20 protein-coding genes are annotated in these 19,403 nt (G+C 42.4%); 5 read left to right on the forward strand and 15 right to left on the reverse strand.

Annotated elements, in window-relative coordinates; genetic code table 11:
- Positions 1-73 precede the first annotated feature (73 nt).
- The 8 genes from R7F07_RS15870 to ccoN form a co-directional block, all read right to left on the reverse strand.
- Positions 74-754 carry a sulfite exporter TauE/SafE family protein gene (locus tag R7F07_RS15870; protein WP_017634899.1) on the reverse strand — a complete coding sequence of 227 codons (681 nt, stop codon included), beginning with the start codon at positions 752-754 and terminating at the stop codon, positions 74-76.
- 8 nt (positions 755-762) lie between these two features.
- Positions 763-927, reverse strand: coding sequence for a cbb3-type cytochrome oxidase assembly protein CcoS (gene ccoS, locus R7F07_RS15875; protein WP_005377493.1), 165 nt, complete (start codon positions 925-927; stop codon positions 763-765).
- 15 nt (positions 928-942) lie between these two features.
- Complete coding sequence (locus tag R7F07_RS15880; protein WP_042522977.1) at positions 943-3,306, reverse strand: heavy metal translocating P-type ATPase; 2,364 nt, start codon at positions 3,304-3,306, stop codon at positions 943-945.
- Positions 3,307-3,310: 4 nt separating this feature from the next.
- Entirely contained in the window at positions 3,311-3,787 is a 477-nt protein-coding gene (locus tag R7F07_RS15885; protein WP_005377489.1) for a FixH family protein, read from the reverse strand.
- Between the two features lie 105 nt (positions 3,788-3,892).
- On the reverse strand, positions 3,893-4,867 hold the full coding sequence (gene ccoP / locus R7F07_RS15890; RefSeq protein ID WP_005377487.1) for a cytochrome-c oxidase, cbb3-type subunit III: 975 nt from the start codon (positions 4,865-4,867) through the stop codon (positions 3,893-3,895).
- Positions 4,867-5,040 carry a cbb3-type cytochrome oxidase subunit 3 gene (locus tag R7F07_RS15895; RefSeq protein ID WP_005377485.1) on the reverse strand — a complete coding sequence of 58 codons (174 nt, stop codon included), beginning with the start codon at positions 5,038-5,040 and terminating at the stop codon, positions 4,867-4,869. Before R7F07_RS15895 ends, ccoP begins: the two co-directional genes overlap by 1 nt.
- A gap of 9 nt (positions 5,041-5,049) precedes the next feature.
- A complete protein-coding gene (gene ccoO, locus R7F07_RS15900) occupies positions 5,050-5,670 on the reverse strand; it encodes a cytochrome-c oxidase, cbb3-type subunit II (protein WP_005377475.1) in 621 nt (206 codons plus the stop codon).
- A gap of 12 nt (positions 5,671-5,682) precedes the next feature.
- The gene (gene ccoN, locus R7F07_RS15905; protein WP_005396488.1) at positions 5,683-7,110 is read right to left on the reverse strand and encodes a cytochrome-c oxidase, cbb3-type subunit I; all 1,428 of its coding nucleotides are present in this window, start codon (positions 7,108-7,110) and stop codon (positions 5,683-5,685) included.
- A gap of 257 nt (positions 7,111-7,367) precedes the next feature.
- Between ccoN and R7F07_RS15910 the strand changes: the two genes are divergently transcribed.
- The 3 genes from R7F07_RS15910 (at position 7,368) to R7F07_RS15920 (ending at position 10,730) form a co-directional block, all read left to right on the forward strand.
- Positions 7,368-7,724 (forward strand): hypothetical protein, encoded by a 357-nt coding sequence (locus R7F07_RS15910; RefSeq protein WP_171342957.1) that lies wholly within the window; start codon positions 7,368-7,370, stop codon positions 7,722-7,724.
- Positions 7,725-7,837: 113 nt separating this feature from the next.
- A complete protein-coding gene (locus R7F07_RS15915) occupies positions 7,838-9,019 on the forward strand; it encodes an FIST signal transduction protein (protein WP_318110535.1) in 1,182 nt (393 codons plus the stop codon).
- Positions 9,009-10,730 (forward strand): ATP-binding protein, encoded by a 1,722-nt coding sequence (locus R7F07_RS15920; RefSeq protein WP_171342955.1) that lies wholly within the window; start codon positions 9,009-9,011, stop codon positions 10,728-10,730. Before R7F07_RS15915 ends, R7F07_RS15920 begins: the two co-directional genes overlap by 11 nt.
- Before the next feature lie 622 nt (positions 10,731-11,352).
- On the opposite strand, the gene R7F07_RS15925 is transcribed toward R7F07_RS15920, so the two are convergent.
- From R7F07_RS15925 to matP, 3 genes are all read right to left on the reverse strand, one after another.
- Entirely contained in the window at positions 11,353-11,676 is a 324-nt protein-coding gene (locus R7F07_RS15925) for a hypothetical protein (protein ID WP_025766620.1), read from the reverse strand.
- 114 nt (positions 11,677-11,790) lie between these two features.
- On the reverse strand, positions 11,791-12,102 hold the full coding sequence (locus tag R7F07_RS15930) for a DUF3634 family protein (protein WP_005377468.1): 312 nt from the start codon (positions 12,100-12,102) through the stop codon (positions 11,791-11,793).
- A gap of 15 nt (positions 12,103-12,117) precedes the next feature.
- Positions 12,118-12,567, reverse strand: a complete 450-nt coding sequence (gene matP / locus R7F07_RS15935) for a macrodomain Ter protein MatP (RefSeq protein WP_005396497.1) — start codon at positions 12,565-12,567, stop codon at positions 12,118-12,120.
- Between the two features lie 210 nt (positions 12,568-12,777).
- Between matP and R7F07_RS15940 the strand changes: the two genes are divergently transcribed.
- Positions 12,778-14,418, forward strand: coding sequence for an AAA family ATPase (locus tag R7F07_RS15940; protein ID WP_005377458.1), 1,641 nt, complete (start codon positions 12,778-12,780; stop codon positions 14,416-14,418).
- Positions 14,419-14,488: 70 nt separating this feature from the next.
- Positions 14,489-15,007 carry a bifunctional 3-hydroxydecanoyl-ACP dehydratase/trans-2-decenoyl-ACP isomerase gene (gene fabA / locus R7F07_RS15945; protein ID WP_005390081.1) on the forward strand — a complete coding sequence of 173 codons (519 nt, stop codon included), beginning with the start codon at positions 14,489-14,491 and terminating at the stop codon, positions 15,005-15,007.
- Between the two features lie 140 nt (positions 15,008-15,147).
- Here fabA and rmf read toward each other — a convergent pair whose 3' ends face one another.
- The 4 genes from rmf to R7F07_RS15965 form a co-directional block, all read right to left on the reverse strand.
- A complete protein-coding gene (gene rmf, locus R7F07_RS15950; RefSeq protein WP_005377453.1) occupies positions 15,148-15,321 on the reverse strand; it encodes a ribosome modulation factor in 174 nt (57 codons plus the stop codon).
- Positions 15,322-15,502: 181 nt separating this feature from the next.
- Positions 15,503-17,236, reverse strand: a complete 1,734-nt coding sequence (locus tag R7F07_RS15955) for a DUF3466 family protein (RefSeq protein ID WP_025766617.1) — start codon at positions 17,234-17,236, stop codon at positions 15,503-15,505.
- Positions 17,237-17,243: 7 nt separating this feature from the next.
- On the reverse strand, positions 17,244-19,163 hold the full coding sequence (locus tag R7F07_RS15960; protein WP_005377449.1) for an ABC transporter ATP-binding protein: 1,920 nt from the start codon (positions 19,161-19,163) through the stop codon (positions 17,244-17,246).
- The gene (locus tag R7F07_RS15965) at positions 19,141-19,383 is read right to left on the reverse strand and encodes a glutaredoxin family protein (RefSeq protein WP_080276907.1); all 243 of its coding nucleotides are present in this window, start codon (positions 19,381-19,383) and stop codon (positions 19,141-19,143) included. The genes R7F07_RS15960 and R7F07_RS15965 overlap by 23 nt, the downstream gene beginning before the upstream one ends.
- Positions 19,384-19,403 lie beyond the last annotated feature (20 nt).

Below are 19,403 nucleotides of genomic sequence, written 5' to 3' on the forward strand. Positions count from 1 at the left end.
TGATATACATCAATATTTTAGCATCGCTTAATCCTAAAGGGTAGCAAAAATGTCACCTCAATAGAGTTTAACGTTATATGAAACCGAGTAACGCTAAGGCTCCTACAGCGGTATACGTACCATAGCCAATAAGGATTAATGCTGAAATATTTCTAAATATTAATGATTTTTGTAATTTCTGAAAATGATTGGCACCGTATCCAATAATAAGCATTGCAGGTAGCGTTCCGAGCCCAAACGCAAGCATAATTAGGCCGCCGTTCATCGCACTACCAGAAACCGCCGACCAAGTAAGCGCTGAATAAACTAAGCCACATGGTAACCAACCCCAAATAAAGCCAAATGGCAACGCGTGAAGAGGATGCTTTAGTGGCAACAGATTCTTCCCTGCCGGCGAGATAAAGCGCCAGATATACTGCCCTAGCTTTTCTATTAAAAGTAAGCCTTGCCACCATTTAGCAATATACAGCGCGACCAGGATCATGAATAACGCAGCAATCAGCCTTAACCAAGCAAGAGAGTGCGTTAACCCACTAAGCTCAGATAAACCTGATATAGCACCACCCACTAATGCACCTATTAAGGTATAACTGATCAATCGTCCGAGGTTGTAGAAGAGGGGGATAAGAGGGGTAGTTTTATTTTTAGCAGAAGAGCCCATGGTAAGTAGAGACGCGATACCACCACACATACCCATACAATGACCGGCTCCTACTAAGCCGATCATCAACGCACCGATAAAATCAGGAGTCATAAAGGTCGCTACTTTTTATCACTATTAGATTGGTCTTCTTCGTCGAGAAGAATGTTGTGCCCTTGCCGTTCAAGATCTTCAAACTGATCGCTTCTTACCGCCCAAAGAAAAACGGCGACAGCAACACAAACGAGAACGATAGCGATGGGAATCAATATATAAAGACTTTCCATGTTTGCTTTCTCTACTTATTTCTCTTTGAGCAGGCGCAAAGAGTTAGATACAACGATAATTGAGCTTGCAGACATGCCAACTACTGCAATGTAGGGAGCCACTAAACCTGCGACCGCCAAAGGCAAAATTAACAGGTTGTAACCCAAAGACCAAGCCAAGTTTTCTCGAATAATCTTTCTTGTACGCAGTGCAAGCAAACGTGCTTCTAGTAGCTTTTCGAGATTATCCCCAAGTAACGTCATATCTGCAGAAGCTTTAGCGACATCTGTACCACCGCCCATTGCGACAGAAAGGTGAGCTCCGGCGAGAGTCGGCGCGTCATTGATTCCATCACCAACCATCATAGTGATACTGTTTTCGTCCAAGCTCTTAAGGTATGCAAGCTTATCTTCTGGCTTTGCTGACGCGACGATGTGATCGATACCAATTTCATTCGCCACTGGTTGGGCGTTTGAGAGAGAATCACCAGTTAGCAGGGTTGTCTTAATTCCAGCGTCAGCAAAACGTTGAATAAAGGCTTTGCTTTCTTTTCGGATAGGGTCGCGGTAGTAAAAGCTAGCGACATGCTTGCCATCAACCGACAGATAGACCGCCTGGCTTTCACCACTTTCTTTGCCTTGAACAAAAGCAGCACTACCTATCTTAACGATTTTGCCATTCCACATACCCTCAATCCCTGAACCAATCACGTTTTGCACGTCAGACACGATAAAGTCATCATTGGTGTAAGTTGCAAAAGAACGAGCGATAGGGTGGTTTGCATGAGCCTCTAAAGCTGCAGCTAGTGATAGACAATCTTTCTGTGGGAGATCACTAAGTATCTTTGTTTCACAGATCTCAATATCACCTTTCGTTAGAGTGCCTGTTTTATCTACAACTAAGTGGTTGATCTTACATAGTGTCTCAAACACATGGCCTTTACGAAGTAAAATGCCAAAATTACCCATTCTAGAGGTAGCACAAGTGAGTGCGGTCGGTGTGGCCAGAGATAGCGCACATGGACACGTAGCGACTAGCACAGACAGCATGATCCAAAACGCATCATCTGGTTTTGTTTGATGCCAGTAAAACCAAGTACCAGCAGAGATAATAAGAATCACACCAACAAAGTAACGGGCGACAATGTCTGCAATTTCCGCAATTTTAGGTTTGGAGTGTTGAGCTTCATCTTGTAAACGCACGATGTTAGAAATCATTGAATCGGCCTTTGAGCTTACTACCTCAAGTTCAAATGATTCGTCTCCGTTTAGCGTTCCCGCATAAACAATATCGCCTTCTCGTTTCACAACATGCACTGACTCACCCGTTAGCATGGATTCATCAATATGAATACGGCCTGAAATAACTTTACCGTCAGCGGGGATATGTTCACCAGGTAGAACGCGAATACGAACGCCAACTTTTAGCGTCTTCACGGGTATCTGATCACCGTCCAGCGTTGTAGCAATTGCCGGAATCAACTTAAGAAGGTTACCACTCGCTGCAGCAGCTTTGCGACGAGCGCGCATCTCTAAGAATCGACCTACTAACAAAAAGAAGGTAAACATCGAGATAGATTCAAAGAAGACTTCGCCTTGTTCAGTTACTGTTGCAACTAAACTTGCAACATAGGCAAAGATCAACGCAATAGAAACCGGGACATCCATACCAAGGGTTCGGCCTTTGATACTGCGCCATGCGTTTAAGTAAAATGGAAGAGCGGAATAAAGCAAAACAGGAGTAGCAAAAATCAAACTTACCCAACGAAAGTAACTTTTAAACTCTGGCTCTAAATCACCAAAGACTTCGAGATACAGTGCAACGGCGAGCATCATGACCTGCATGGTTGCTAAACCTGCAATACCTAGCCGATATAGATATTGCTTCATCATTCGATGGTAAGAGGCTTCTTGCTTATCTGCTTCAAAAGGTGCAGCTTTGTAACCAAGTTTATGAATAACGGAAAGGAGCTCGCTTAACCGTACCTGAGTTTTATCCCAGGCTAGTAACGCTCGATTGGTGGTTGTATTAACACGGATAGATACCAACCCGGCCGTATTAGAAACTTGCTTTTCGATTAACCACGCACAAGCGGCACATGAAACGCCTTCCAAAGAAAGGGTTACTTCAGAAACATTTTCGCGATTTCGTACGAATTCAGATTGTACATCCGCATTGTCATAATGAATTAAAGCTTGGAGTTGCTCTGGTACTAGATCTGCCTTTTCTGCAGGCGCAGTGCGGTATTGGTAATATGATACAAGACCACTATCGACAATAGTCTGCGCCACAGTTTCGCAGCCCGGACAACACATGTCGCGAATTTCACCCAATATTTCTACTTTGAAATCCGTGTTGGCTGGTACATCTTCACCGCAGTGATAACAGGATTTACACATATGCTTACTTCATTAACGGTGTTGAAGAGGCAGGAAACTCAACTTTACCTTGGATCATCCATTGCTTGTCGTGTGGTTGTAGTTCAACAAACCATGGTCCTTGAATAGATTCCTCAGCTTTTAGTCGGTAATTACCAGATGCATCCGCTGTTACAAGCTTTGTGAAGTCACGATCAGGAAGAGTACGATGAGTGAAAGTGGCCGTTAGAGCAGGGTAATGAGGTAGCTTCCCTTTAGCGAAAACAATCACAACATTGTTATTTTCAGAGGAAATCTCAGCGTTAAGACCTAGGTCACGAGCGACATTCATTTTACTAATGTCGATATTAATGCCTTTGCCTTTTTTATAGTAATCCTCGGCGACTAATGAAACAGAGTTGTTCGAGAAAACGACCACAGTAATCACAGTCCAAACTACGACAGTAAGAGGAAGGATGATTAGGAACCACGGCCAAAATTGTTTATACCAAGGCTTTACCATAAAAAAGTTCTCAACAGCTAAATGAAAAAATGTAAGGCGTTAAATTTAAAGGAAAGACAGCCCCTATGAAAGGGGCTGTTATTGCTATGTTACGTAATATCTCAGTTACTTACTCTCTGAGTTACTTAAACTCCAGACATATGAGGCAACGAGCTGAACTTTATCTTCACCCAAAATGTCTTTCCACGCAGGCATTACGCCTGAGCGTCCGTTCATTACGGTTTCTGTTACAGCTGCACGAGAGTCACCAAATAACCAGTCTTGGTCTGTAAGGTCAGGCGCACCGACTGCAGGGTTACCCTTACCATCGGTACCATGACAAGCTGCACACACTACGAAGCGTGCTTTACCTGCCGCGGCTTCACGAGCATTTACTTTACGACCAGATAAACTAAGTGTGTAACTTACAACTTCTTGAACACCTTGCTCACCAAGGGCATCTTTCCATGCTGGCATTTGACCAATACGGCCGTGCATGATGGTTGTAACGATCGCTGCTGGCTCGCCACCATATAGCCATGCATCATCAGTCAGGTTAGGGAAGCCTTTCTGACCACGTGCATCAGAGCCATGGCATTGAGAACAGTTTTGCAAAAACAAACGCTGACCAACTTTTAATGCTTCAGGATCTTGCGCAATTTCAGGAATTGGGCGTAGACCACTGTCATTGTGCGCAAGTTTACGGAATGCTTCGCCGAAGTAAGCGTCGGCATCATCCAGTTCTTTTGCATATTGGTTTAGTTGCTTGTTCTCTTGTGCTGCAGCGATGGCTTCTTTTGACTCTTCTAGTGAGCGAACGGTTTGAGCCGAACTCTGCCAGTTTAAAAAGCCCTTGAAGCTACCTAGACCTGGGAATAGGGCAAGGTAAACTGCTGCGAACACAAATGTGCTTACAAACAGGTAAGTCCACCACTTTGGTAGAGGGTTGTTTAGCTCGCGAATACCATCGTACTCGTGGCCCATGTCTTCCCCTTCCTCGACGCCCATTTTATCTTTAGCGCACCAAGTCAGGAGAATCGCACAGCCTACTAGCGTACCGACAGTAATCACGATAATCCAGAGACTCCAGAATGTAGTCATTACTTCTTCACTCCTTGGTTATTAGGGGTCTTTTGTTCTTCGTCAGCAAACACCAAGTTGGCATCTTCTTCAAAGCGTGCTTTACGCTTTTTACTAAATGCCCACCATACGATGCCAATAAAACTAGCGAAGAGTACAACGGTATAAATACTATGAATTGTACCGAAATCCATATGATCCCCTTACTTCATTGCATGACCAAGAGACTGAAGGTAAGCGATGATTGCATCCATCTCTGTTTTACCTTCTACTTCTTTAGCCGAATTCGCGATCTCTTCATCAGTGTATGGAACGCCGAACTGATCACGAAATAGCTCAAGTTTCTTCTGAGTTAGCTTACCGTCTAAAACGTTTTCAGCTAGCCATGGGAAACCTGGCATGTTTGACTCGGGTACAAGCTCACGAGGATCTAACAGGTGAACACGGTGCCATTCGTCAGAATAACGACCACCAACACGAGCTAAATCCGGGCCTGTACGCTTAGAGCCCCAAAGGAATGGGTGTTCCCAAACACTCTCACCAGCAACAGAGTAGTGACCGTAGCGTTCAGTCTCTGAGCGGAAAGGACGAACCATCTGGCTGTGACAGACGTTACAACCTTCACGGATGTAGATATCACGGCCTTCCATCTCCAAAGGAGTGTAAGCGCGCAGATTTTCTACAGGTTCAGTCGTTTGCTTTTGGAAAATCAGAGGAGTGATCTCTACAAGAGCACCCCAACTGATAGCAAACACGATAAAAATAGCCAACAAACCGACATTACGTTCTAAGATTTCATGGCGATTATTAGAATTATTACTCATTCTTAAATCTCCTTATGCCGGATGTGGGATAGCTTTTAGGCTTTCTTTAGGTGCACTTACCGTTTTGTACGTGTTGTATGCCATTAGGAACATACCAGATAGGAAGATAAATCCGCCTAGGAAACGTACAAAGTAGAACGGATAAGACGCTTCTACAGATTCAACAAAACTGTAAGTTAGCGTACCGTCAGAGTTAACCGCGCGCCACATAAGACCTTGCATTACACCAGAGATCCACATCGCAACGATGTAAAGGACGGTACCGATTGTTGCTAGCCAGAAATGCACATTAACTAGACCAACAGAGTACATACGCTCTTGGCCAAATAGGCGAGGTACCAAGTGATATACAGAGCCGATAGAAACCATCGCAACCCAACCTAACGCACCAGAGTGAACGTGACCAATGGTCCAGTCTGTGTAGTGAGAAAGTGCGTTAACCGTCTTAATCGACATCATCGGGCCTTCAAAGGTAGACATACCGTAGAACGACAGTGAAACGATTAGGAAACGTAGGATAGGGTCATAACGAAGCTTATGCCATGCACCAGATAACGTCATAATACCGTTGATCATACCACCCCAAGAAGGAGCAAATAGAACCAGCGACATAACCATACCTAGAGACTGAGTCCAGTCTGGTAGCGCTGTATAATGAAGGTGGTGAGGGCCTGCCCAAATATATAGAGAAATAAGTGCCCAGAAGTGAACGATAGATAGACGGTAAGAATAAACAGGACGTTCAGCTTGTTTAGGAACGAAGTAGTACATCATACCTAGGAAACCAGCGGTCAGTAGGAAACCTACCGCATTGTGTCCATACCACCACTGAACCATCGCATCCACTGCGCCCGAGTAAATCGAGTAAGATTTACCAAGTGACACAGGAATAGCCATGCTGTTCACGATGTGAAGTACTGCTACTGTGATAATAAAGGCACCGAAGAACCAGTTTGCCACATAAATATGTGACGTGTTTCGCTTCACTAGTGTGCCGAAGAACACCACCGCATATGATACCCATACTAGCGCAATTGCGATATCAATAGGCCATTCTAGCTCAGCATACTCTTTACCCGATGTTAAACCGAGAGGCAAAGTAATGGCTGCTGCCAGGATGATTGCTTGCCAACCCCAAAAGGTGAAGGCAACGAGTGGGCCACCAAAAAGACGTGTTTGACATGTGCGCTGTACAACATAATAAGACGTTGCGAACAGAGCACTGGTACCAAACGCAAAAATTACCGCATTAGTATGCAGTGGACGTAAGCGACTGTACGTCAACCACGGCGTATCAAAGTTTAGCTGTGGCCAAACTAATTGAGCGGCAATCAAAACACCAACAGCCATACCAACTATGCCCCATAAAATGGTCACAAGGGTAAATTGGCGAACGACTGTATAGTTGTAGTTTTGTTCAAGCTGCTTTACTTGGCTCATTTGCATGCTTCCAATTTCTAATTAACTACACTTTTACTTCCAACACGACTTGCGTCGTAACACCACCCAAGTAAACTCTAGAATTCAAGTGTTATCATCACCTTATTTCCATTGCTGACTTTAATAAAAAGTGGCATTTTCAGCGTGACACTATACTTGAATTAACAATTCAATGACAGGGTAGTAACCTTACTGGACCTCTGGAAATCATTTTTTATTTAAAAAGTTTGAAGTTTGTAACAAGGATATTAGTAATTATGCCTGCACAAAAGTTAACAAAGGCGCGACTTGCACAAATCTTAATCATGCTCAGTGTTTTAATAGGCGCATTTTTCTGGCGTACCTTTACACACGAGAGTGTTAATAGCGTTGACTGTTCACAAAAAGAACGATGCGATGTAACAATTGAAGGAGAAATAATCACGATTAATCGTGACTCAATGGGAATTTCGCTCGAAACGATAGAAAGTAGCACTCTAAAAATTGATCTAAATCAATCTGGTAATTTTATCAATCTCAACGAGAAGCATAAGTCAGTAGAATGGGACATCATGCCTGAATCGAAAAAAATCACCTTTAAAAAAGGTGAAAACATTGTTGTAGTTCAATTATAAATACGATCTATCACGAGATAATCGTAACTTATTAATGAAATTAACACCTTCTTACCTAGAGAAAATTGGTTGGAATGGTATAACAGCAGAGTGATATCCAATTATAAAATCGTATGCATTGCCAATCAGTTTTTACTCATATTAAAGATGAAGACTCAGCGATAAAAACGCTCAGATCCGAATTGACACAACAGAACTTGTCTTACGTGATGTGTTACTACACGGAAGAATACAATTTCGAGTTGATTCGAGAAGCGTTTCTTGCGCATTTTCCTTGTGTGCCTTTTCATGGCGCCAGTTCATGTCAAGCCGTAATGACAGATCAGGGCTTTCATACAGGCCCAGTAATTGCGGCACTTGCTGTTTATGATACAGGCCCTCATGCTTATGGTACTGGTATTTCTAATCATAACTCAGGTGACAGTGTCACCAAGGCTTTGGATATGGCCCTTGAGAGCGCTAACCGTGTAGGAGAGGTACCAAACTTAATTCTACTTCATGCCACACCAGGGCAAGAGGAATCAATCATTGCGTCTATAGATGAAAGATTTGGAACTCTAATTCCAATTATTGGTGGTTCAGCCGCTGATAATAACATCGCTGGGAAATGGTCTGTGATAACCGCCCAAGGCTCTCAAACTTCAGGTTTAAGCTTAACTCTCTTTTACTCCTCTCAACCTGTTGATATCGCTTTTAGCGCTGGACATACACCAACTAATATCAAAGGTGTTGCAACCAAGACCAACGATAGATGCTTACTTGAAATTGATAACGAACCTGCGCTCAATGTTTATAGAAGGTTGACAAATCACCAGGATAACCAAGTAGGTAAAGATAATATGCTGTTTACAAATTCGAGCGCTTATCCATTAGGGCGGATCGCAGGTCATCTCTATGATCGCCCATATTACAAGTTATCCCATCCGATCCGTGAGACGCAAGATGGTGGAATCGAGTTGTTTACACGAATAGAAGAGGGTGACGAGCTCACATTAATGAAAGGAAGTCGTGAGCATCTCGTTGCGCGCGCTGCAAAAGTCGTCAATGCCGCTTTTAACCAAAAATTAGAAGAGTCTCGAAAAATTGGAGTGATAAATATCTTTTGCGCAGGTCCCATGTTGCACTTAATGCAAGACATGAATAGCGTTTGTGAACAAATTAACCAAGAACTAGAACATTTGCCTTTTATTTGCCCTTTTACTTTCGGCGAGCAAGGTAGATTTATTGGTGGTGAGAATGGACATGGAAACCTGATGATTTCATCGGCTATATTCCATAAACCTTATGAAAGATAAATACTTAGACATATATCAACAGGAAGCGCTTCAAGAAGCGTTAGTTGAGCTAAAGCAGGCTAGACAAAGAGAACGACTACTCGCCGATGAAAACAAGGCCATTCTTTCCGCGATATCTGCGATGAGTGAGGCAAAGAATCGGCATGAGATATTTACGGGATTAAACAATGTCCTCAAAAAGTACATCAACTTCGATGATTTTATTGTACTGACTCGTGATGGTGAACGATATCCCTTCAAGACATTGATATCAACTAATAGCGTATTTGATAATGTATCCTGGTTACACGGTAACACCTATCAAAGAGCTCTCAATGGTGAATGCATTCTACTGTTCGAGCCAGATAAACTCGCTGAGTTTGTTAACTTAAACAGCTTTATAAAAAGCCATGTAAACTCGGTCGTTTTAACTGGTATACGTTCAGAAGTAACGCAAACCGTAATCCTACTTATTGGAGCTCAGAAAGGGCACTTTAGCATAGAGAATAAGGAAACCTTGAGGCGGTTTCGTCCCTTAATTGAAAGGGCGGTCATTGATATCGAGACCAAAGAGAAGTTACAACGTATCGTTGAAGTAAGAACAACTCAGCTCGCTAAAGCAAGAGAAGAAGCAGAGCTTGCGAACCGGTCTAAGTCGGAGTTCTTAGCGATGATGAGTCATGAAATAAGAACCCCTTTAAATTCCGTTCTTGGAATGCTAGATATACTGAAGCAATCAACCTTGTCAGAAGAACAAATTGATGCTTTGAGCCAAATGGAGTGCTCTGCAGAGTTACTTCTCGCGATAATCAGTGACATTCTTGATCTCTCTAAAATCGAGTCAGGTCGCTTTCAGCTCAATGAACAATGGATTAATTTAAGAGACACTGTCACTTTTGTCATTTCTCAGCAAAAACAAATAGCTAAGAAGAAAAATCTCCAATTTAAACTCAACTGTACTGTCACTAATGACAAACAATTTTGGATTGACTCCACGCGGTTATCTCAAATCCTGTTTAATCTAATAGGGAATGCAATAAAGTTTACAGACGAAGGTGAAGTAAAAGTTTCTGTATCTGAGCAAGATGCTGAACTTGTGATCTCAATATCTGACACTGGAATTGGTATATCTAAAGCAAAGCAAGAGCACTTGTTTACGGCATTTCATCAAGGAGACCGTTCCATCACGAGACGCTTCGGTGGTACAGGACTGGGGCTCGCAATAACCAAGCATTTAGTTGAAATGATGCGTGGCAAGATTGCCGTTAAAAGTGATGAGCATGTTGGTTCAACCTTTACGATTTCGATTCCAGTTTTGACTCGTTGTAATCAAAATCGTCCAGTTAGAATCGAAACCAATCAACCGACAAAAGCAATGGAACTTCTCGTCGTAGAAGATACCGAATCGAATCAGTTCGTAATAAAGCTTATCTTAAATAAGCTTGGCCATAATGTTCATATCGCAAGCCATGGAGCAGAGGCATTAACATTTTTAGAAGAGAATGAGGATTTAATCGATTTGATTCTCATGGATGTCTCGATGCCGGTGATGGATGGAATTACTGCAACAAGGCTTATTCGAGATAAAGGCCTCAAGACTCCAATTATAGCGTTAACTGCACATGCGCTAGAAAGCGATAGAGATAAATGCCTGGATGCAGGGATGGACGGATTCATTTCCAAGCCAGTTAGAAGACAAGATATCTTTGAAGCTATACAGTCATTTCAATAAGTAAAAAGGCGTTAATATAGATCTTAACAATCGATAGATTATTAAGATCTATATTAAGTATTTTATGGTAAATAACGATTATGTTTAATGCTCACTGTAAGGCCCTTAAATTTAAAATCTGCAGGGGAATAGGAGCATACTCAGACAGCATTTAGCGTACGGCAATACACAATTTAACATAACACATATAATGCGTACTGAGAGGAGTGTAAACTCAAAGCAATAATGTCCGGTTTTAGCTACTTTAAAATGTCATCCTAAGATTAACAACATTGTTTGCTTTTGAGGCTTTAACCGAGGCTCCTGTGGACTTGCAATCGCTAGTTTGGTTTGTGGTTATGCTTACGAAGCAAATCAAATCTCTTATTGAAAATTGATGCGCGCTTAGTCCCCGACTTACTGGCGTGTCCTTCCGTAAGCACCTGAATCAATCTATGTATGGTGATGATGGCCAACTCACTGAATTTGCCATTCAATGGCATCACGATTACTAACTTAAGCGCTACCAAACAAAAAAGCCTTTCATACTCGCCTCGTACAACAGCAAAAATCAGCTAAACGCTCTAATCGCTCCGCAACGAAATCTGCCAAAAATCACGAGCTCAGTTGCGTTCTGAAACATTTATAAGCCTGTGGTTATATGGAGGCGAATGTACTTTTCGGGGTATTTGTAACGATAGCGTTTTCCTTTCTTCAAGTTGGACTTAACGTACCTACACACTTTTTGGTCACCACTGCTGGTTACTCTTTTTATTACTGCGTTTTTACTTTTGTGCTCCATTTCTATCATGACGTCACAATAACCTTGATAGCCATCAAACTTATTGTCTACTTTCTTTTGAAGCTTAGTCTTAATCTTTTTAGCCAACAGGTTCGTTTCTGAATCGTCAGCAAAAACTGAATTACTTGCAAAGATCAATACCATTAAAGTTACAACGTATCTCATCGTTTTGGTCCGTTTATGTTGTTGATTGTTCGATGATAAGTAATTTTTCTGTAGATACGAAAATGGGACGCCACATTGCGTCCCATTTAACATGATGAAGTAACTGATATGTAATTAAGCGCGCTTCTTGCCTTTGTTTGCTTTGAAGCCCTGGTGCGGAAAAACGTTACGAATCCTCTGTTGAACTTTTTTGGGAATGCCTTTGGAAAAGCTTAAGCGCATTCCTGTTCGTTGGCTATACACCTTCATTTCACCAGTAAACGGGTTATGCTCACTAATATCCTGTAAGTTGTGTTTGAAAGAAGGAGGTAGATGCCCTTTTACGTTACTAATATGGCCATTATCGAACTTTACTTTTAACACCGGCCTATCGACTGCGATCAACCAAAAGATCACGATGGCTGCAATTAAGATTACATATAACATTTGGCACTCCCTATCCTAGCTAGATAGCAATTTACTCAAATCCTCTTTAATTGAGGTAACTTTTTGACTCGCTTTTTCACTTCTCGACGCTTCGGAAAGCAAATATTCAATTGCGTCAGATAACGTACAACCAAGTTCATTCGCTCTACTAGAAAGCTTTTCCCAAACTCGGTAATCTAAATCAATGGATTTCTTCTTTGTATGGACTTGCTCTGCATTGAAGTGACGTTTCCGTTTCGCTCGGATAGCCTGCTTGAGTTTATTATCTAACTCTTCTGACATGTGGTTTTCTATCCAAGCTAAGACAAGTGTAGGCTCGTGTTCAAGGCGTTTTAGTTCTGCGACCGCTGCATCTGCTTCGCTTGTATCAATATGTCGGGTAATCGCTTCACCATCTTTCCATTTTTTGATGAGATACTTCCATTTCCACCCACATTCTAGATTCTCAAGCTGCTGATATTTCATTTGTTCCGACCCATAAACATAACCTAGTGACAGCGTAACCCAGATGGTTTACTTGGGCAAATAAAACTCTTAGAAGTATCGATGTTGATCACTCATTTGTCTAAGTATTGTTCATTGAGAGATGAATGCCGAGAGCAAACCAAATTGGTGCTAGGGTGTTATAGTCCGTTTCGTTATAATGTCGGCAAGATTGAATTACGATGAATTTTAATGAACCAACTTAATTGGCAAGACGTAACACCTTCACTTGAGCAGTACGAAGCACTTTTAAAGTCTGCACCTTCGTTACCAAAGAAGTCTTTTACTGATCTCCAACCGAGAATGTCGGCAACGATATCTCGTTTTTCAAAAATTTCCGGATTGACGCGAGTACTACTCATTAACTGCGTAGATAATTCTGTATATAGAGAGTTCATCAGTAAAGCTCTTCAGAGCCAGTCTAACGCTGCGATAGTTTTTTCGGAATCACTTGATGCCAAACGTTTATTTGACCGTTACAGTGTTGATGTAAGTGGTGATATTGCCTTCCAACCTGGTTTAATTTCACAGGCAGATAACGGTTACTTAATTGTACCGGCTAATCTAATTTTGGCTAACCCAGGGCTTTGGCCAAATATAAAGTCTGCAATTCAACAAAACCTTATCGAGCCACTGAACCTAAGCCCTACTCGTTTACCTACTTCAGTACCGCAAGCTAAAGCTTATGATGTAAAACTGATTGTAACAGGAGAAAGAAGTCAGTTAGCAGAGCTAGAATACATCGATGAAGACTTCTGTTCTGGCTTTGCCATGTATACGGAAGTTGAAGAAGATATTCATCTGTCAGAGCAGAATTTGACAGATTACTTTGGTTTAGTGAACTGGATATGTTCTCAATATCAGCTGCCTCACTTAACTGAATGTGGTTTTAGAAGATTGTTGCTAGCCGGTATGAGATTTACTGAAGATCAACATTATCTGCCTTTAGGAGTAATGTGGCACTCTCAACTTCTAACGCTTGCCAGCCAGTTCAGTGATGGTCACGCATTAGATTACAAGTCGTTAGATAAAGCGATTGACGACAAGTATTACCGAGAATCTTACCTTCCTCAGCGTGCCGTGTACGATATTTTAGATGGACAAGTCATCATTGAGACAACTGGGGAACAAGTTGGTCAAATCAATGGCCTAACCGTTATTGATATGGCTGGGCACCCTGTCAGCTATGGTGAGCCTGCACGAATATCTTGTGTAATTCATTTTGGTGATGGCGATGTTTCCGATGTTGAGCGCAAAGCTGAGCTTGGAGGCAATCTACATGCAAAAGGCATGATGATTATGCAAGCTTTCTTGAGCTCTGCTCTGAAACTGGATGAACCACTGCCTTACTCTGCCTCCATCGTATTTGAACAGTCTTATAGTGAAGTTGATGGTGACAGCGCATCTCTTGCAGAACTTTGTTGCTTGGTGAGTGCTTTATCTGAATCTCCAATTAATCAACAAGTTGCTGTTACAGGAGCTGTTGATCAGTTTGGTCGAGTGCAAGCCGTCGGTGGCTTGAACGAAAAAATTGAAGGCTTTTATCAGGTTTGTAAACATCAAGGTTTTACAGGAAATCAAGGTGTTGTGATGCCAAAATCAAACCTTAAACACCTTGCATTACATAAAGATGTAATAGAAAGCATTAAAAATGGTGAGTTCCATATTTGGTCCGTTTCTACCGTAGATGAAGCTATTCCGATTGTAATGAATAAACCTTTTAGAGGTGAAGACGATAGCATTATTGGCAAAATAGCGGAACGTATTGAAAACTTTGAAAGACATGAGCATCCAGAAGGAATTGTGCAGCGCATCAAAAACTGGTTTGTCTAGTACTGATCGGAGTTGTTTAGCGTACACGTGTTCACTAAGATGCAGCTATCAAAAATTGGAGTAATTGATAATGCAAAACAAACGTGATTCTTATAACCGTGACGATCTACTTGCTTCTAGCCAAGGCGAACTGTTTGGGCCTGGTTACCCTCAGCTTCCTGCGCCAAACATGCTAATGATGGATCGTGTTACTAAAATGTCTGAGACTGAAGGCGATTTTGGTAAAGGTTTGATCTTGGCGGAATTGGATATTACTCCAGATTTGTGGTTCTTTGACTGCCACTTCCCTGGCGACCCAGTAATGCCGGGTTGTCTTGGCCTTGATGCGATGTGGCAACTTGTTGGTTTCTTCCTTGGCTGGGTTGGTGGCAAAGGAAAAGGTCGTGCTCTGGGTGTTGGCGAAGTGAAGTTTACAGGTCAGATCCTGCCAACAGCGAAAAAAGTGACGTACGAAATCCACATGAAACGCGTTGTAAACCGTAAACTTGTGATGGGTTTGGCCGACGGTCGTGTATGTGTGGACGGCAAAGAAATCTACGTAGCAAAAGATTTGAAAGTTGGCTTGTTCCAAGACACTTCAAGCTTCTAATCACGATTTTAATCGATTTATTAAGGCTCCTATTTAGGAGCCTTTTTGTTGTCGAGTGTTAACCTACTTCCCTATGTCCCTATAATGTAGAAAAGGCTCCGTAGAGCCCTTTCGAATCCTTCTTTTTGTATGTGGAGAGTTTATTTGTAGAGACCAGATTGTCTTTCATCTCTGGCATCACGCCAACCACCTAACCAATACGACCGAGCATCAACTTGTTGATATGGGCAAGCCTCTTGAGACCTTCCATTCAACCCAGCTTTGTAGCCTTGAGATTGAGCTCGTTCTAGGCGATCACGCTTTTGTCTCTTCATAGTTAATTCCTCATACAGGTCCATTTACTAACGTACAGCTGTTATTGTGAAACTTTGATGGAGTTTTTATGACTCCACTTATAAGAATCGATCAAAGTAGGCAATTTCTCAAGGCATAAAAAAAGCAGAGACTCAAATGTGTGAGCATCTGCTTGATTTAAAAATTACTGACGATTTTTAACTATTTTCTACGGAACCCAAACAATCCAAGCATGGTCAAAGCTAACCAACCAAGGCCTGCACCTTGACGCTCTGTCGTCGTTGAGTCAATGCTTCGAGATACGATGTCGTCCTTAGTTGCGTCAGCAATAGGTACTAGTTTGACTGCTACAATTTGCTCTTCAGAGCTACATGTCGCATTGTTTGCTGTTGTGCTATAACCACCTGCACATTTCATAGCTGTACCAGAGATCACACCTGCATCATTGATATCAGTTGCGTCGATAATACGGAACTGATTGTTTTGTTCAGAGTAATCACCGCCATTAGTCAAACTGTCTAGGAACCAAGCTTTTCCATTAAACAATGTTGCAGCACGTTCACTAGTCTCGCCACCTAGGCTATATGGATAGATAAAACCGCGCTTACGACGTGGCTTGCCATCGTCTTCACGAGTCGTTTCTGCATCAAGTTGCCCGACGATTTCATTGTAAGAGTTGATACCGCCCATCTTACCGCCCGCACCGCTAAAGAAAATGCCAGTAGTTGGGTAAAAAGCGCTAATAGAATCCTTACGAACATCATCTACGATAAAGAGACGATTCGGAGCAGAGCCCGTTGGCATTAAGTATCCGCCCGAACGTTTTGCTTCACCAATAGCAACAAAATTAGAGTTAACGTCGGTTAATCGTGAGTTTGTATGAACCGTATCATCACCCTCGCGCTGTCTAGCTCCTACAACAACTTTGTTTTTCCAAGTTGCGTTTTCAACGCTACCTTCGGCTTCTAGAGTTCCGACAAAAACAGTCGCATTCAGGTAGTTATCATCACTGTAAGTGTTGTAACCTACGCCATAGACCGTAGTTCCATCAGTGACAAGGTCACGCATGCTCCCTTGAGCTAACCTTTCTCCATCTTTAGATGTGCCACTTGGCCAAGCCAATTCACTGACGGTTCCGCTTTGATCCCAAATCGCTGCTTTTGATGTGTGGTGAGATCCATTGGTATTGCTTGCTGTTCGAGAAACACTGCCAACAGTAAAATTGCCGTCTGTGCTCCAAGCATGGCTTTGCACAACACTTGCGTCACCATCGCCAGTAAGAATATTTGGCTCTACTGGTGCAACTACGGTATTTCGTGTTTCTAATGTAGAAGTATTTTCTGTGCTAACTTTACTCTGATTACCGACAGCTGCACCATCCTCGGTAAGCTGGTTGATAACATTGTTATATTCATTTTTATAAGCAGCAGAATCTTCTTCTATGAACGCTAACGCATTAGAAGTAAAGTCTTTACTACGTTCTTTATTCCACGGCGTCCAGTTTACTGAAGCCCATGAGTCACAGGTGGAATAGCGAAGCTGGTTGTAACAGTAACGCTCAAAGTCTTTGAGTTCTTGGATGTAATAAAAGCCAGCGTCTAATCCGAATGGGATTTCTTCACGATAGCTGTTCCCATCCACGGCTTGTGTCGCTGAAATCGGTGTAGTGCGAGTTTCCATTGCAAGTTTAAACTGCTCTGGCGTGCAGTTTGCTGCTGCATCAAAGCAGCCTAGAGCGAAAGGTGAACCTGTTGAAGGATCTGTACCTGCATTGCCCTGTTGAATTGCAACCCCGTAAGCCGTTTGGTAGTCACCGTTTGAACCATGATCCTGAGGTGAAACCTCAACAACTTGATACAATGCCGCCTGTGCGTTCATTGTGGTACCAACCATCATTGCAATGGCGGTCAATTTGAATTTATTACTACAATTCATTGAATTCTTAACTATCCTGTTGCATTGCTTCGAGTTCTTCCCATCTCTCGAATGCGATTTCCAACTCCTGCTCTAATGCAGCAAGCTGTTCCAATACCGGCTGAGTTTGCTCTACAGGTTTAGCAAAGAACTCTGGATCGTTCACTTGCTCCTGAAGGCTCTCGATATCCGACTCTAATTGTTCAAGTTTAGCTGGTAGAGCCTCTAATTCTCTTTGCAGCTTATACGATAACTTCTTCGAATTGTTCTTAGGTTGCGTAGTTTTGGGAGTTTCCTCAACCACTTTCTCTTTCTTTGTTGGTTTTTCAACCTGACTGCGCGAAGCAAGAACTTGGTCACGCTGCTGTTTAGCATCATGATAACCACCAACGAACTCTTCGATTATACCGTTACCCTCAAAAATCCAGCTGGTTGTTACTGTGTTGTCTACGAACTCACGGTCGTGACTCACTAACAATAATGTACCCTGATAATTGGCAAGCATTTCTTCTAAAAGTTCCAACGTTTCGATATCCAAATCGTTAGTTGGTTCATCAAGAATAAGTAAGTTGTTTGGTTTCAACAAGATACGGGCTAGCAATAATCGGTTTTTCTCACCACCAGAAAGTGCCTTAACCGGGGTTCTGGCGCGCTTAGGTGCAAATAAGAAGTCTTGAAGATAACTCAGCGCATGACGCTGACGTCCCCCAACCATTACTTCTTGTTTCCCATCCGCTAAGTTATCGATCACTGTCTTTTCTGGATCCAAAATCTCTCGGTACTGATCAAAGTACGCGACTTCTAATTTTGTTCCGCAGTGTAAACGACCAGACTGCGCTTCCAATTGCCCTAGTAGCAATTTAAGTACCGTACTCTTACCGCAGCCATTTGGTCCGATAAGTGCAATACGGTCACCACGCATGATGTTAAAGCTAAAGTCGTCGACAATTGTCTTGCCTTCGTAAGCAAAAGATACATTTTCTGCTTCAAATACAATCTTACCTGAACGAGAAGCATCATCGATGTTTAGGTTAACTTTACCTTGAACTTCACGACGGTCACGACGCTCTTCACGAAGTTTTTTAAGGGCTCGAACACGGCCTTCATTACGAGTACGACGTGCTTTAATGCCTTGACGAATCCACACTTCTTCCTGCGCTAGTTTCTTATCGAACTCAGCATTTTGCATTTCTTCGACGCGAAGCATTTCTTCTTTGTCATTCAAATACTGTTCGTAATTACCAGGGAAAGAAGCTAATTGACCGCGATCTAAGTCAACGATGCGTGTCGCCATCGACTTGATGAATGCACGGTCGTGAGAAATAAAGATGATCGAGCCTTTGAAGTCTTTTAAGAAGTTCTCTAACCATTCGATCGTTGTCACATCGAGATGGTTTGTTGGTTCATCAAGAAGCAATACATCAGGATCACAAACCAGCGCACGAGCTAAAGCAGCTTTACGTTGCCAGCCACCGGATAGATCGGTCAGTTTGGTTTCTGGGCTTAGTTTTAAAGCGCCAAGTACGTTCTTAACACGGTCATCAAAGCGCCAAGCGTTAGAATGATCAAGTTGCTCTTGAACTTTCGCCAAACGGTTAATGTTCTTCTCACTTGGGTCTTGAGCAACAAGATCGAGAAGATCGTGATAGATCTTCAATTGTTCGCCGATTTCAGCCAAACCGCCAGATACGTATTCGTAAACCGTACCCTCTTGATTGCGCGGTGGATCTTGTTCAAGCCGAGAAACTACTACGTCTTGAGTTATTTGAATCTTGCCATCATCCAACAAAATGTCGCCGGCAAGCACTTTCATTAACGTGGACTTACCTGCTCCGTTACGACCAACTAAACAAACGCGTTCGTTTTCTTGAAGAGCGAACTCCGCTTTGTCTAGCAATGGGTGGTCACCAAATGCAAGTTGTGCGTTATGAATGGTAAGTAATGCCATTATTATCCAACCAATGTGTGAGTTGTTCTAAGTCAAACGGCCAGTTCAACTCAGAATCTTGATATTTTAATACGGGTATTATGACGCCGTAACGAGAAAATAGTACATCATCGAACGCAATATCAATGATATCTGTTTGCTCGGCCAAACCGACTTGGTCTACTAGAGCAAATGCCATCTCACAAAGATGGCATCCCTCCGTGCTATACAATATCAGCACGTATTAATCCTTTTGTTTAT

It is taken from the genome of Vibrio sp. YT-16, assembly GCF_033337405.1.
Classification (GTDB): Bacteria; Pseudomonadota; Gammaproteobacteria; order Enterobacterales; family Vibrionaceae; genus Vibrio; species Vibrio alginolyticus.

What these genes read in the sequence shown, in the direction of transcription:
- ccoS (WP_005377493.1), bottom strand. Translation starts at nt 927, where the DNA reads ATGGAAAGTCTTTATATATTGATTCCCATCGCTATCGTTCTCGTTTGT.
- rmf (WP_005377453.1), bottom strand. Translation starts at nt 15,321, where the DNA reads ATGAAGAGACAAAAGCGTGATCGCCTAGAACGAGCTCAATCTCAAGGC.
- R7F07_RS15895 (WP_005377485.1), bottom strand. Translation starts at nt 5,040, where the DNA reads ATGGATTTCGGTACAATTCATAGTATTTATACCGTTGTACTCTTCGCT.
- ccoO (WP_005377475.1), bottom strand. Translation starts at nt 5,670, where the DNA reads ATGAGTAATAATTCTAATAATCGCCATGAAATCTTAGAACGTAATGTC.
- R7F07_RS15930 (WP_005377468.1), bottom strand. Translation starts at nt 12,102, where the DNA reads ATGTTATATGTAATCTTAATTGCAGCCATCGTGATCTTTTGGTTGATC.
- fabA (WP_005390081.1), top strand. Translation starts at nt 14,489, where the DNA reads ATGCAAAACAAACGTGATTCTTATAACCGTGACGATCTACTTGCTTCT.
- R7F07_RS15915 (WP_318110535.1), top strand. Translation starts at nt 7,838, where the DNA reads ATGCATTGCCAATCAGTTTTTACTCATATTAAAGATGAAGACTCAGCG.
- matP (WP_005396497.1), bottom strand. Translation starts at nt 12,567, where the DNA reads ATGAAATATCAGCAGCTTGAGAATCTAGAATGTGGGTGGAAATGGAAG.
- R7F07_RS15880 (WP_042522977.1), bottom strand. Translation starts at nt 3,306, where the DNA reads ATGTGTAAATCCTGTTATCACTGCGGTGAAGATGTACCAGCCAACACG.
- R7F07_RS15925 (WP_025766620.1), bottom strand. Translation starts at nt 11,676, where the DNA reads ATGAGATACGTTGTAACTTTAATGGTATTGATCTTTGCAAGTAATTCA.
- R7F07_RS15885 (WP_005377489.1), bottom strand. Translation starts at nt 3,787, where the DNA reads ATGGTAAAGCCTTGGTATAAACAATTTTGGCCGTGGTTCCTAATCATC.
- R7F07_RS15920 (WP_171342955.1), top strand. Translation starts at nt 9,009, where the DNA reads ATGAAAGATAAATACTTAGACATATATCAACAGGAAGCGCTTCAAGAA.
- R7F07_RS15870 (WP_017634899.1), bottom strand. Translation starts at nt 754, where the DNA reads ATGACTCCTGATTTTATCGGTGCGTTGATGATCGGCTTAGTAGGAGCC.
- ccoP (WP_005377487.1), bottom strand. Translation starts at nt 4,867, where the DNA reads ATGACTACATTCTGGAGTCTCTGGATTATCGTGATTACTGTCGGTACG.
- R7F07_RS15940 (WP_005377458.1), top strand. Translation starts at nt 12,778, where the DNA reads ATGAACCAACTTAATTGGCAAGACGTAACACCTTCACTTGAGCAGTAC.
- ccoN (WP_005396488.1), bottom strand. Translation starts at nt 7,110, where the DNA reads ATGAGCCAAGTAAAGCAGCTTGAACAAAACTACAACTATACAGTCGTT.
- R7F07_RS15955 (WP_025766617.1), bottom strand. Translation starts at nt 17,236, where the DNA reads ATGAATTGTAGTAATAAATTCAAATTGACCGCCATTGCAATGATGGTT.
- R7F07_RS15910 (WP_171342957.1), top strand. Translation starts at nt 7,368, where the DNA reads ATGCCTGCACAAAAGTTAACAAAGGCGCGACTTGCACAAATCTTAATC.
- R7F07_RS15960 (WP_005377449.1), bottom strand. Translation starts at nt 19,163, where the DNA reads ATGGCATTACTTACCATTCATAACGCACAACTTGCATTTGGTGACCAC.